The sequence below is a fragment of the Chryseobacterium gwangjuense genome (genome assembly GCF_021311115.1).
Taxonomy (GTDB): Bacteria; Bacteroidota; Bacteroidia; order Flavobacteriales; family Weeksellaceae; genus Chryseobacterium; species Chryseobacterium gwangjuense.
Window position 1 is genome coordinate 207678 of the sequence record NZ_JAJTNP010000006.1, and the last position, 13893, is coordinate 221570.

The window sequence follows — 13893 nt, forward strand, 5'->3', positions numbered from 1 at the left end:
CTTCAATTGAGAGAGCTTTCTATTGTAAATAATAGGGTATTAATATACTAAAACCGCTTTTCCATTTTCACATTTCACTCCGGTAGGTTCAGCCGCCATCATACAGTCTGAGGTAATATTGTATTTTTTATTGTATTCGGACATTACATTTTTGTAAAGTTCAATCTTAGGGAGGAGAGTGCTTTCTATTTTTTTAGGATAAGCAATATAAGAAATAGGTCCGCCACAAGCTTTTGATCCAATAGGAGAAAACGTCCAATCAGCGGCATTGGTACATTCTTCTTTTGCAATATCTTCTTCAATAGATGATTTTATTTTATCAAGACGTGCCTGATCATATTTCTGACTATTTTCATCGGCTGGTCTCTCGGAAATGTCCTTTGGTAAATTTGCCTCGTCATTCACAACTGTTTTGCATGATACCGCAAAAAGAGATAAACAAAATAAGATGACAGATATTTTTAACAACTGATTTTTCATAAATTTTTTTTAACTATAATCAAAGTTTATGCCTTAATGACATTTTCCGTAATTTTGACAACGATGAACAATCATTTTTTTGACTTAATAGAACATACCAACCGAAGCATATTTTTAACGGGGAAAGCAGGGACAGGGAAAACTACTTTTCTCAATGATTTTGTAAAACGGACTCGTAAAAAACACATTGTTGTTGCACCTACGGGAATTGCAGCCATCAATGCAGGTGGAGTTACCATTCATTCGATGTTTGGATTACCGCTGAGAACTTTTTTACCAACTACTGATAGAATTGATACCAGTTTAGCAAATAATATTGCTGATCTGATGCCTCATTTTAAATATCGTAAGGATAAGCTTAAGCTGTTAAGAGAGGTTGAAGTGCTTATTATCGATGAGGTTTCGATGCTTCGTGCCGATGTATTGGATATGATGGATTTTTCTTTACGGTTTATCCGAAGAAATAATCAACGTTTTGGAGGTGTTCAGATGTTGTTCATTGGAGATTTGTATCAGCTTCCGCCGGTAGTGAGAGACGAACATATTTTGAAAATGTGTTACAATTCTCCTTTCTTTTTTGATAGTTTGGCTATCAAAGAAATTCCTTTACTTACGATTGAATTAACGAAAGTCTACCGTCAATCTGACGAAGAATTTTTGGAAATTTTAAATGCTATCCGTGACGGTGATGTTGCCCGTATTGATTTTGATCATTTGAATGAAAGATATGATCCGGATTTTGATATGGGGAAAGAGTCTTACGTTTACCTGTGTTCGCACAATAAAATGGCAGATGAAATCAATCAGGAAAAACTAACGGAAATAAAAGTTGATGCTAAGACGTATGAAGCTAAGCTTTTTGGAGAGTTCAAAGAAAATCAGTTTCCTAATGAACAGTTTTTAGAACTTAAAATAGGGGCTCAGATTATGTTTATCCGTAATGATATTTCAGGGGAAAAGAAGTATTTTAACGGAAAATTGGGTGAAATTTCCGCTTTGGATGAAAACGAAATTAAAGTTGTTTTAGAAGGAAGTGAGAGAGAAATTGTTGTTAAACGCGAAGTCTGGGAGCAGAAAAAATATTTCCTAGACACCGAAAAAAATATAAAGGAAGAGGTTTTAGGAAGTTTCGAGCAGTTTCCGATCAAACTGGCTTGGGCGGTTACGATTCATAAAAGTCAAGGATTAACGTTTGATAAAGTGATTATTGATGCCGGGAAAAGTTTTACAGCAGGACAGGTTTATGTGGCATTATCGCGTTGCAGAACATTGGAAGGAATTGTTTTAAAATCGAAAATTACCCCCGAAGTTATTTTTAAAGACAACAGGATTTTGAAATTTCAGGGTGAAACTCATGCTAATGATAATGTTGAAGCAATTTTAAATCAGGAAAAATACGATTACAGCATCAAAAAAGTTCTTCGTACAGTCGATTCCCAATGGTTGTTGAAAGAAGTTGAAGAATGGAATAACCTTTCGATCGTTACCAAAAGTATTGACAAGGTAAAAACTAATCAGCTGTATCTTCAGCTCAAACATGAAATCGTTAATCTTGGAAAGATTTTCGAAAAACTGGAAAGAGTTATTTCTCAGAAAGTCAATAATTTTATTGAACAGAAAGAAGAATGGTCAGAAATTGAGAATAAAACAAAAGGAGCAGTTAATTTCTTCTTTATCGAAATCAGAGATAAAGTTTTTAATCCTTTGAAAGAATTTTATGCTGAAATAAAAGGTGTAAAAGGGCTGAAACAATACAATGAAGAGTTTAAAAGCTGGCTGGAAGATGTTGAAGAATACCTGAACAGTCTGAAAGAAATTCATTTGTTGGATGTTAAACTTCTGGATGAGAAAAATGATAAGGAAATCAGCATGAAAATTGCAAAAGTTCCGTCTCAGGTTCTTACTTTTCAATTATTTGAACAAGGGAAAACAATTGCCGAAGTTGCCTTGGAGAGGGGATTGGTAAAAGAAACAGTAATCGGTCATCTGGCGAAATTTGCAGAACAGGGTTTATTGGATATTTCAAGAGTGATCACTTCAGATAAAATCAAAGCCTTTGAAGATATTTTCTATAAGGATCCAAAAGAAACGTTGACCGAATGGAAGAGTGCGCTGCCTAATACTTTTGAGTTTAATGAAATCAGGATTTTGATTAATCATTTTACTTATTTGAAGGAGAAAGGAAAATAAAATAAAAAAGGATTCAATTAGACTGGATCCTTTTTTATTTCATGGTTTGAAGATCGTTATTTTAGGTCAGAATATTTAATGTTTTTTTCTAGATTATATTTTTGGAGTAAATTTGAAATGATATCAAAAAACCATTGGGGGGCTTTAGGACTTATAATGATTTCTTCGATTAGAGTGTTTACATCAATATTGATATATTTTCCAAATTCATTTTCTTCTTTTGACCAATCATATTCTAAACCAGATTTAAATGGTACTTTATATATTAGTCTTATTTCTTTTTCATAATCATAATGGATACTTTTATGAATTATTGGATAATTCATATTGCCCATCTTCATTTTATCTTTCTTATAGTCAAGATATTTAATTTCACTTAATTGTATTTCTTCTTTAGTATTTTTAAATGATGCTTTTAACTTTTCAATATCCGTTGTTATCATAATACCCTTAGATAAGTCAGAATAAATTTTCCATAGAGCATATGATTCCGAATCGTATTTATTCCAACAAGAAACACAAACTAATTTTTTATATTTTTCTTCTGCTTCTTTTTCCTCAATCATTGTCTGTTCTACATGTTCCTCAACACTAGTTTGAATAATATCTAATAAGCGATTATGTGTAAATGCGGTATACCATTCTTTATATTCTTGAAAAGTAAGTTCAGGAACTGTGCCTTCATAATTATCCTCAAATTTGTCTAATCGAGAAAAATACAATCGATTTGTTTGAATTAGTGAAAGAAACTTAACTAAGTCTAAATATCTCACTATTTTATAATTATCAGTAGGAAAATATACTGGCGCACTATTCTGTGTTGGTATTTCGATTGGCATTATAGTTTTTATTTAAATAAATATAACTAATTTTAAATGATGCTCCATTAATGTATTTAAAATTTTAATCAAAATTAATTCCAATAGTTTTTTCCTGAACTACGCAATCCATCCTATCAATTACAAAAAGTAACTAATGCGATTTATTAGTTTTACATTTGCTTGGTTTTATGACCTAAAATTTAAAATATGAAGAATTTCGAAATATCGGTTCTTGATCTTGCTCCCGTAAAGCAGGAGAAAAGCATTCACGATACTTTTCAGGATAGTTTGTCTTTAGCCAATTATACTGAAAATTTAGATTATAAAAGATTCTGGCTTGCGGAACATCATAATATGGAAAGCATTGCCAGTTCTGCAACTTCGGTTCTGATTGGCTTCATTGCCAATGGAACAAAAAAAATCAGAGTAGGATCGGGAGGAATTATGCTTCCGAACCACAGTTCATTAGTTATTGCCGAACAATTCGGAACCTTAGAGTCTCTTTTTCCCGGAAGAATTGATCTTGGATTGGGAAGAGCTCCCGGAACGGATGGATTGACCGCTCAGGCATTGGGAAGAAATCCTGCAATCATTAATCAACAGTTTCCAAGACAGATTCTGGAATTACAAAAGTATTTCTCCAAAGAAAATCGTGATGCATTGGTTCGGGCAATTCCCGGAGAAGGATTGGATATTCCGTTGTATATTTTGGGTTCAAGTACAGACAGTGCTTTTTTAGCAGCAGAATTGGGACTTCCGTATGCATTTGCTGGGCATTTTGCTCCTGAACAAATGGAAATGGCTTTTAATATTTACAAAGAGCATTTTGAACCTTCAAAATATTTAGATCAGCCTTACATGATTGCTTGTGTAAACGGAATTGCCGCTGAAACTTCTGAAGAAGCGCATAAAATGTCAACGACTTTGTTTCAGGCTTTTATTAATATTGTGAGAAATGACAGAAAACCTTTCGCTCCGCCAGTTGATGATATGGATGAAATTTGGTCTCCTATGGAAAAATCGATGGTTTTGCAGAAGTTAAAATATACTTTAATCGGGGATCAAAGTGAAATTGAAGAAAAGCTGAAAAATTTTCAGGAAAAATTCAATGTGGACGAATTAATGATCAACTCCCATATTTACGATCATCAGAAAAGACTGGAGTCGTATCATATTTTCAGAAATGCCAAAAACTCAATATTCAAAGCATAAGATTAATTGGAAGATGCCTTTTTTTATGAGTATCTTTGCATAAATTTAAAAAGTAAAAATGTCTGATATTAAATTAAATACTATTCCAGAGGCTATTGAAGACCTTAAAAATGGTAAAATAATCATAGTAGTAGATGATGAGGATAGAGAAAATGAAGGTGATTTTCTTTGTGCAGCTGAATTAACAACACCTGAAATCATCAATTTCATGGCACTTCACGGAAGAGGGCTTATTTGTATGCCGCTTCCTGAAAAAAGATGTGATGAACTAGGATTAGAGGTAATGGTTAGTAGAAGCAGTGATCCGAAAGAAACAGCTTTTACGGTATCGGTTGACCTTCTTGGAAACGGAACTTCTACAGGAATTTCTGCAGGAGACAGAGCCAAAACAATTTTAGCTTTGATGGATGAAAAATCTAAACCTACAGATTTCATGAGACCAGGACACATTTTCCCGCTTCGTGCAAGAAAAGGAGGAGTGTTGAAAAGAGCAGGACATACTGAAGCAGCGATTGATCTTACGCATTTAGCAGGATTAAAAGAAGGAGGGGTAATCTGCGAAATTATGAATGAAGACGGATCAATGTCTCGCCTACCGGATTTACAGGTTTTTGCTCAAAAACACGATATGAAAATCGTTTCTATTGAAGATTTGATTCATTATCAGCTTAAAAAAGGAAACCTGATCGAAAGATTAGAGGAAAGAAAAGTAAAAACGGCTTATGGAGAATTTGATTTCTTTGCTTTCAGAGAGACTTCAAATGATCAGATCCATTTTGCCTTAACAAAAGGAGCTTGGACTGTTGATGAGCCTGTTTTGGTAAGAGTTCAGTCTTCTGATTCTTATTTTGATGTATTAACAAGATTGAATAATGGTGAAAAGCCTTTATTGGAGAAAGTAACCAATATGGTGAATGAAGCAGGAAAAGGGGCTATAATTTTCATCAATAACGTTTCAAATTCTGAAAATACATTAAGAAAACTACAACAGTTTTTAAATTATCAGGATGGTCAGGAACAGCATCCTACGTTAGCTTACAATTACAGAGATTATGGAATCGGAACTCAGATTTTAAAGAATCTTGGAATTAATAAGTTCAAAGTAATTACTCAAAATCCTAATATTAAACCTCAGGTTGGAGGATATGATGTTGAGGTGACGGAGTTGGTGCAACTATAAAATGTGAATTGTGAATGGTCAATTTTGCTTTGCAAGGGAATTTTCCAGTAATTTAAAATTGATAATGAAGTGAATTGACTTCGAAAAAAATTACAATTGACTTAAAATAAAAATGGCTTGATCAAATCAAGCCATTTTTATTTCGTCGAAGTTTCTGAAACCGTTCAGAAAATCTTTGATATTCATTCTTTTCTTTCCTTCCAATTGTAATTCTAGAGGAAAGTATATTCCGTCTTTCGTATAGATTTTAAATTCATTTTTCGAAATATCTAAACTTCCTACCGTTTTATCATGATTGGAAAGCTCGAATTTCCCACCGAATATTTTCAAACCTTTTTCTTCTTCTCCGATTTTCAATGTGGTGAACGCTGCCGGATAAGGCGACATTCCTAAAATAAACTGGTGAACTTCTTTTGATGTTTTCGTCCAGTCGATTTTTGTGTCTTCTTTAAAGATTTTATAAGCATTTTTCGGATGTTCTACATTGGTTTGAGGTTTTTCAATAATTGCATTTTCTGCCAATCCATCCAATGTTTTTACTACTAATTTAGACCCCATTTCCATTAGTCGGTCGTGAAGACTTCCTGCATTTTCATCAGGTAAAATAGCTAGTTCTTCCTGTAACAGAATATTTCCTTCATCTATTTTTTCATTGATGAAAAACGTAGTTGCTCCGGATTTTTCTTCTCCATTAATCACTGCATAATTGATAGGAGCTGCACCTCTGTAATCAGGAAGTAGGGAAGCGTGCAAATTGAACGTTCCCATTTTAGGCATTTCAAATAAGATCTTAGGCATCATTCTGAAAGCTACCACTACAAAAACATCCGCATCAAGCTTTCTTAACTCTTCTAAAAATTCAGGATTTCTCAATTTTTCAGGTTGAAAAACAGAGAGATTATTTTCTACTGCAAAAACTTTTACAGGTGATTGATTGATTTTTTGTCCGCGACCGCTCGCTTTATCAGCAACGGTTACAACGCCTACAACTTCATGATGTGAATGATGAATGGCTTCCAATGAAGTTTTTGCAAACTCCGGAGTGCCTAAAAAAACTACTTTCAATGATTTCATGGTGCAAAGATAAACTTTGTGGATTTAAAAAAATAAAGATTGAAGAATTTCAGGATAGATAAAATATTACCCATTACCTATTACTCATTACTTATGCCAAAGCGTATGTTCTAAAATTCAGCATTTTTACTTTTCCTGAATCTAAAAGATAAATAAGGTTTTCTAAAATGTTATCTTTTGGATGGTAAGTCAACTGTATGGATAATTCTTCTATCGTCGCCGGTTTTTTAGCTAAAATACTAATGATTTCCAGAGAGATATTCTGCCCGAAAACAGATCGTTTCTTTTTTTCACACACCGAACAATTGCCACAATTTTTAGCATCTTTTTCTCCAAAATACGAAAGAATAAGCTTCATTTTGCAGTATTGACTGTCTTCCAGATAGAATTTCATTTCTTCCCACTTCTGGATTTTGTTTTTCTGGATGTGTTCAAAAAGCTTCCAGTAAGAGCTGTTGATGACCCTTTCGTCTCTGGGTTTTAAAAATTTAATGCTGGACAATGCTCCGTCAATATATTCAACGTAATTTTTTTGCTGAAGTTCTTTTAGTCTTTCTTTTATTAAATGGACACTTACGTCGATTTTATTGCTTACCTGTTGCTCACTGAACATGACTTTGTGAGTGGCAATTCCTGAAACAGATCTTAGTAAGAGTTCAATAAAATAAGCATCTTTTTGAGGCAATTGATCGATTTCATCAGCTTGCATCAACAATTGAAGTGAGGAAAGACTTTTGTTATTGTTAAAATAAATAATTTCCTGATTGTGCAGGAAGCCCAAGACATTATTAATTTTTGCTTTTGATAACCTTGTGAAATTCTGAATTCCCGCTGTGTTGAGCTGAAAAACTTTTTCAGGAAGTTCATATTCCGCCACCTGAAAAATAGAGTAGAGGTAAGAAATTATTTTTAAAAACTCAGCTTTATTCGGGATTTGGTTTTTTAAAATCTGGTCGAAATTGGAGAGTTCCTGTTTATCCCAAAGTAAGAATGCAAAGCTTTTTTTACCATCTCTTCCGGTTCTTCCTATTTCCTGATAATAATTTTCAATAGAAGGAGAAGGAGAAAAATGAATCACGAAACGAACATTATCTTTGTCGATTCCCATTCCAAAAGCATTGGTAGATATTAAAACATGCTGATCACTATTATTCCAAATGTTTTGTCTCGTATTTTTTTCTTTTGACGTTAATCCTGCATGAAAGAAATCAACATTTTTTAATTGATTCTTATGAAGAAATTCTGTCAGCTGCTCTGCATCTTTTCTTGTCCTTACATACACAATACCCGATTTCGTAGCATACTTTAGAATGTCAAAAACTCTTTGATATTTATCTGAAACTTCTTCTGAGAATATTTTAATATTTTCTCTCCTGAAACTTTTTTGAAGAACAGTAGGATTTTTTAATTCAAGTTTAGTCTTTATTTCCTCTAAAACCTTTGGTGTAGCGGTTGCTGTTAATGCTAAACAGGCAATCTCAGGGTGGTTTTTCCGGAATTCTTTAATATTCTGATAACTGGGCCTGAAATCTTGCCCCCATTCCGAAATACAATGCGCTTCGTCAACAGCAATAAATGAGAGCTGTATTTCTTCAATATTTTGTAAAAACTGAATATTCGTCAATCTTTCCGGAGAGACATATAGCAATTTTGTAAGACCATCTTTACATCTATTATAAATAACTTCTGCATCAAATTCATCCAATTCAGAAGACAGATATTCAGCTTCAATCTGACGAGCTTTCAGTTGATTGACCTGATCTTTCATGAGCGCAAGTAGCGGTGAAATAACCAAGCAGACTCCTTCCCGAAGAAGTGCAGGCAACTGGTAACACAATGACTTTCCTGCTCCTGTAGGCAATAAGGCTAATGTATCTTTTGAATGGAGAACAGAATCTATAATTTCTTCCTGAGAATCCCTGAAAGTGTCATAGCTCCAAAAGTATTTTAGAGTTTCGAATTTTAATTTTTGAAGGTCTTGTGGAGAAATCATAAGGTAAAAGTAAGGAAAGTATTGACACAAAAAAAGTCACGCATTGCGTGACTTTTAAATATAATAGAAAGTTTATTATTATTTAGCTTCAAAATAAACCCTTCTGTTTGCTCTGTTTTTCCATTCAGGACATTTTGTAGCAGGATCACATTCAGGATACTTAAGGTCTTTTTTACCTTTTCCGATAGCATTTAATTTACCAGACTCAACTCCGTTTTTAATTAAGTAGTCTTTCACATTATTTGCTCTTCTTTCAGATAATTTTTGGTTGTAAGCATCAGTTCCTCTTGTATCTGTAGCTCCTACCACTGTATATGTTCCACTTGATGTGTTGATATAGTTTACAGCGTTGTTAAGGATAGGAGTGTTTGATGGTAAGATTCTATCAGAGTTTAAGTCAAACTCAATTCCTTCAAGAGTTCTTGTATCATCTGTTACAGGTCCAGTCGTTACAGGTCCAGTTGGACATCCAGCATTTTCAACTGGTCCAGGTACAGTTACACATTTATCGTAAAGGTCGATTACTCCATCTAGGTCTGTATCAAGTGCAACTCCGGCTCCGTCAACTCTTGCACCAGCAGGAGTGTCAAGCTGTCTGTCCCAATCGTCACAAACTCCATCATTGTCTAAATCTCCTTTTTTACAAACTTCAATATCTTGGTTTTTATTAGCTAAAACATCTAGTTTGTAATATACTTCTTGAAGCGGATCATGCCACATTAAGTGAGATTCGTGCTTACCTAATTTCAGAGTTACCCCTAAAGTAGCATTGAAGAAGTTGTCAGAAACCTGCTCTTCTCTTCTATTGATGTTACTGTATTGTGCACCTCCACCATCAAATTCATCATCAGTAGTCACGACATAGACTAATCTACCTTCAATATCCAACCTGCGGTTTATCTTATACTTAAGACCAGCTCCGGCTTGTCCGAATAGTGAGTTTAGTTTAAATGGTTTTACTTCAGTCATTAACTTTTGCCCCATCTCATCTTTTTGATAAGCCCTGTAAGCTAATGTACCGATACCGGCATAACCATGTAGAGCCCATCTGTATGGAGACTTGTTATCAACTCTTCTAAATATGTTTGAAATATTAAGATCTCCAATTAAAGAGATTGCATCATATTGGGTTCTAGCACCTACCTGCTGATAAGTAGAAGCGTTTGCTGGAGCAGCATTTTTTGTGTTAAACCATCCTTGTCTGGTTTCACCTCTGTCGTATTGTAGTTTTAAACCAAAAGCATGAGTAATCGCTTTATCAATACTTACATACGCAGAATATCCAAAAAGATTTTTACCATTACCATTTTTGATTGAGGTTAAATCTGCTGATTGAACCAATGGTACACCGGCTCCTGCTGAAATAGCCCAATCATTGAATCTTTTAGATTGTTGAGTGAAGGGCGAAACATTAGCTGAACCTGATGAAAAAGTATTAGGATATTTTTCTTCAGCCGAAACTGCTGTTGAATCTTGTGCAAAGCTTACGGCAGGAACCGCTAACGCTAATGCTACAATTGCTAAACTTATTTTCATAGTGTATTTTTATTATTTAGTTAATTAAATGATTTATTTATTTAGGACAACCAGCATTCTCAACTGGTCCCGGTACGGTTACACATTTATCGTAAAGATCAATCACACCATCAAGATCCATGTCAAGTGCAACTCCGGCTCCGTCAACTCTCGCACCAGCAGGTGTGTCAAGCTGTCTGTCCCAATCATCGCAAACTCCGTCATTGTCTTGGTCTCCTTTTTCACAAACAACAAAATCTACTTTTGTATTTTCTAAAGTATGAATTCTAGAATATGTTTCTTGTAAAGGATCATGCCAAGCTAAATGAGTGTTGTGTTTTCCTAACTTAAATGATAATCCTAAGTTAAAAGTCATCATGGCATCAGAATATGAATCGTTGATTAGGTTATAGTCAACTCTGTTTGGTGCCGTTTCATTTCCTCTGCTAACACCACCTCCGTCAAATTCTTCATCGAAGCTGTTAATATACATTACTCGAGCTTCAACGTCAATAAGTTTGGATACGTTATATTTTAGGCCAACTCCGGCTTGCATAAAGAAAGATTCAATCCCTAGCTTCTGATCAATTGAAATAGGAATTCTTTTAGGTGGAGCATCACTCCATCTGGAACCGTCTAAGTCAATCAATTCTGTTTTATAAGATTGTACTCCTCCTCCAATGTAGCCATGTAAAGCCCAACGGTAAGGTGAGAGATTATCAACCCTCCTAAAAAGATTAGAAAAATTAATATCTCCTAACAAAGATATTTGTTGATATTTTGTCCAAGCGTTCGCAACTCCGGCCGCAGGATTGTTCGGTAACTGAGCTTGTTGCTCCGTTTTTCCCATTTGATACTGCAAACTTAGCCCAAATACATGGGTAATTTGCTTATCTACACTGGCGTAGGCATTCCATCCCCAGTTTACTTTCTTGTCATAAACAGATGTTAAATCTGCAAATGTCATCAATGCAGTACCTCCTCCAACTGAGATGGCCCAGTCGTTGAATTTTCTTGCTTTGTTGTTGAAAGGCTGTACATTGGCAGAACCAGAAGAGAACGTATTAGGGTATTCATCGTAGGAACTAACAGCAATACTGTCCTGTGCATATGTTGCAATAGGCAATGCAGCCAATAATAATAAACCTAATTTCATACAATATGTTTTATGTTTTAGATAAAGTCTTTTAAAATTATCTTGGAGAATTCCCTTTCAAAAAGATGTTTCTGATGAGGGATTTCTAGCTTTTCTGACACAAATTTCAGGTTGTCAAACTTTACGATATCAATGTCTATTACTCTGTCCGTGTATATTCTAAGAGTGCTAGAATCATGTGCTCTTCCCATCTCAACTTCAATCCTTTTGATATGTTTAAGTAACTGAATAGGTGAAAAATGTGTACATATTACTAATGCAATATTACAAAAAATATTAGAACTAACAAATTCTACGGGTTCAGTAATTAAAAATTCGCTTAATTTTATTACTTTTCCTACCTCCTGATTGAGTCTGTGAATAGCAGTCTCAATATTTTTTTTTGTATCGCCAAGGTTACTTCCGAGTAACAAAATGACATTATGTTGCGACATATTGTTCAAAATAAGTTTTATGAAGAGTTTCTTTAAAAATGTATTGGCAAATATAGTTGCATTTGTGATACTATCTGTCGTGTTTTTTTTCTTTTTCGTGGTAGTTATTTTCTTCAGTGCAATGAGTGGAGAGAAGTCTGTGGTGGTAAAAAAGAATTCAGTTTTAACAATTAATTTAAAGACGGATATCATAGATAGTCCTACAGAGGAACAAACAAGTATATTTAATGTTAATGATAAGAATAAAAGTATATTGTTATATGATGTTTTAGAAGCAATTAAGAATGCTAAAACAGATAATAACATCAAAGGGATCAGTATTGAAACGGATCATTTAAATGCAGGAATTACTCAGTTGGATGATATTAGAGCTGCTTTAGAAGATTTTAAGAAAAGCGGAAAATTTGTTTATGCTTATGGAAACGGAGTTTCTCAGTCTACTTATTATTTAGGATCTGTAGCTGATCAGTATTTTCTAAATCCTTCAGGGATGATAGATCTGAAAGGGCTTGCTACAGAAGTAACTTTCTTTAAAGAATTTGCGGATAAATATGGTATCGGAATAGAAGTAATCAGACATGGTAAGTTTAAATCTGCGGTAGAACCTTTTTTAAGAAATGATATTTCCGATGAAAATAGAGAGCAATTAAGTACTTTATTGAATGATATCTGGAAAAATACTTCAGACAAGATCGCTGCTTCGAGAAAAATAGATGCCGGTCAGTTTAAAACTGTAGTAGACAGCTTGTACGGAATGATTCCTGAGCAAAGTTTAAAATATAAATTGGTAGACAAATTAGTTCAGAAGTCGGAATATGATGATTTTATTAAATCAAAAATCGGAGCATCTAAAGACGATAAACTGAATAAAGTATCAATTACAAATTATATCAATTCAACAGATAAAGAGAAGTCGGGTGAGGGAGTAGCGGTATTGTATGCATCAGGTTCTATTAATAACGGAGATAAATATGGAGATATTTATTCTGAAAAATATGTGAAATATATTCAGGATCTTAAAAATGATGATAAAGTAAAAGCGGTTGTTTTCAGAATCAATTCTCCGGGAGGAAGTGCAAATGCATCAGACGAAATTTTATATGAGCTTCAACAACTTAAAAAAGTGAAGCCGGTAGTTGTTTCATTTGGGGATTATGCAGCTTCAGGAGGTTATTATATTGCCATGGCTGCTGATAAGATTTATTCTGAACCGAATACACTTACGGGTTCTATCGGGGTTTTCGGAGTAATGCCTTATTTTAAAGAAATTGCCAATAAGAATGGAGTACGTTCTGATATTGTGGCTACTAATGCGAATTCAGCATATTATTCAAGCTTAAACGGACTTACGCCTTATGGTGTTGCACAAGTTACGAGAAGTGTTGAAGGTACTTATAAAAGATTTGTTCACTTTGTGACTCAAAACAGAAAACAAACTTTCGAACAGATCGATAATGTAGGAGGGGGTAGAGTCTGGAGCGGAGTACGTGCTAAACAGATTGGTTTGGTAGATGATTTAGGAACATTGGATGATGCCGTGAAGTTTGCAGCACAAAAAGCAAAATTGAAATCTTATGGCGTAACATCTTATCCAAAGAAGAAAACAGCTTTTGAACAAATTTTTGATGACATGAATGAGGATGATATTTCTGCAAGACTTATTAAAAATAAAATTGGAAAGGCGAATTATGAAATTCTGGAACAGATTACCAATGAAAAATTGAGATCTGAAGTAAAAATGGAAATGCCTTATCAGATAAAAATTAACTAAATTATATATTGTACACAGAAACGGCCGGTTTGAATATTCAAACCGGCCGTTTTATTTTTTATGTTAA

At 34.1% G+C, this 13893-nt stretch carries 11 protein-coding genes; 4 read left to right on the top strand and 7 right to left on the bottom strand.

The features are described 5' to 3' along the window. Nucleotides 1–39 precede the first annotated feature (39 nt). Complete coding sequence (locus tag LV842_RS13290; RefSeq protein ID WP_233111930.1) at nt 40–480, bottom strand: hypothetical protein; 441 nt, start codon at nt 478–480, stop codon at nt 40–42. Between the two features lie 63 nt (nt 481–543). Between LV842_RS13290 and LV842_RS13295 the strand changes: the two genes are divergently transcribed. Next, nucleotides 544–2670 carry a helix-turn-helix domain-containing protein gene (locus LV842_RS13295; protein WP_233111931.1) on the top strand — a complete coding sequence of 709 codons (2127 nt, stop codon included), beginning with the start codon at nt 544–546 and terminating at the stop codon, nt 2668–2670. A gap of 56 nt (nt 2671–2726) precedes the next feature. On the opposite strand, the gene LV842_RS13300 is transcribed toward LV842_RS13295, so the two are convergent. Further along, nucleotides 2727–3509: a DUF2971 domain-containing protein gene (locus tag LV842_RS13300; RefSeq protein ID WP_233111932.1), complete on the bottom strand. Its 783-nt coding sequence runs from the start codon at nt 3507–3509 to the stop codon at nt 2727–2729. A 189-nt stretch (nt 3510–3698) separates the two neighbouring features. Here LV842_RS13300 and LV842_RS13305 point away from each other — a divergent pair, with 189 nt between their 5' ends. Together LV842_RS13305 and ribB are read left to right on the top strand one after the other, a co-directional pair. Next, nucleotides 3699–4703, top strand: coding sequence for an LLM class flavin-dependent oxidoreductase (locus LV842_RS13305; protein ID WP_233111933.1), 1005 nt, complete (start codon nt 3699–3701; stop codon nt 4701–4703). A gap of 58 nt (nt 4704–4761) precedes the next feature. Further along, on the top strand, nt 4762–5883 hold the full coding sequence (gene ribB, locus LV842_RS13310) for a 3,4-dihydroxy-2-butanone-4-phosphate synthase (RefSeq protein ID WP_233111934.1): 1122 nt from the start codon (nt 4762–4764) through the stop codon (nt 5881–5883). 126 nt (nt 5884–6009) lie between these two features. Here ribB and fmt read toward each other — a convergent pair whose 3' ends face one another. The 5 genes from fmt to folK all read right to left on the bottom strand — a co-directional run bounded on the left by fmt (nt 6010) and on the right by folK (nt 12055). After that, a complete protein-coding gene (gene fmt / locus LV842_RS13315) occupies nt 6010–6957 on the bottom strand; it encodes a methionyl-tRNA formyltransferase (RefSeq protein ID WP_233111935.1) in 948 nt (315 codons plus the stop codon). 91 nt (nt 6958–7048) lie between these two features. Beyond that, nucleotides 7049–8950 (bottom strand): RecQ family ATP-dependent DNA helicase, encoded by a 1902-nt coding sequence (locus LV842_RS13320; protein ID WP_233111936.1) that lies wholly within the window; start codon nt 8948–8950, stop codon nt 7049–7051. A gap of 78 nt (nt 8951–9028) precedes the next feature. Next, nucleotides 9029–10486, bottom strand: coding sequence for an OmpA family protein (locus LV842_RS13325; protein ID WP_233111937.1), 1458 nt, complete (start codon nt 10484–10486; stop codon nt 9029–9031). 37 nt (nt 10487–10523) lie between these two features. Continuing rightward, nucleotides 10524–11621: an OmpA family protein gene (locus LV842_RS13330; protein WP_233111938.1), complete on the bottom strand. Its 1098-nt coding sequence runs from the start codon at nt 11619–11621 to the stop codon at nt 10524–10526. Between the two features lie 17 nt (nt 11622–11638). Further along, the gene (folK, locus tag LV842_RS13335; RefSeq protein WP_233111939.1) at nt 11639–12055 is read right to left on the bottom strand and encodes a 2-amino-4-hydroxy-6-hydroxymethyldihydropteridine diphosphokinase; all 417 of its coding nucleotides are present in this window, start codon (nt 12053–12055) and stop codon (nt 11639–11641) included. 19 nt (nt 12056–12074) lie between these two features. On the opposite strand from folK, the gene sppA reads away from it, so the two are divergent. Further along, nucleotides 12075–13826, top strand: coding sequence for a signal peptide peptidase SppA (gene sppA / locus LV842_RS13340; protein ID WP_233111940.1), 1752 nt, complete (start codon nt 12075–12077; stop codon nt 13824–13826). Nucleotides 13827–13893 lie beyond the last annotated feature (67 nt).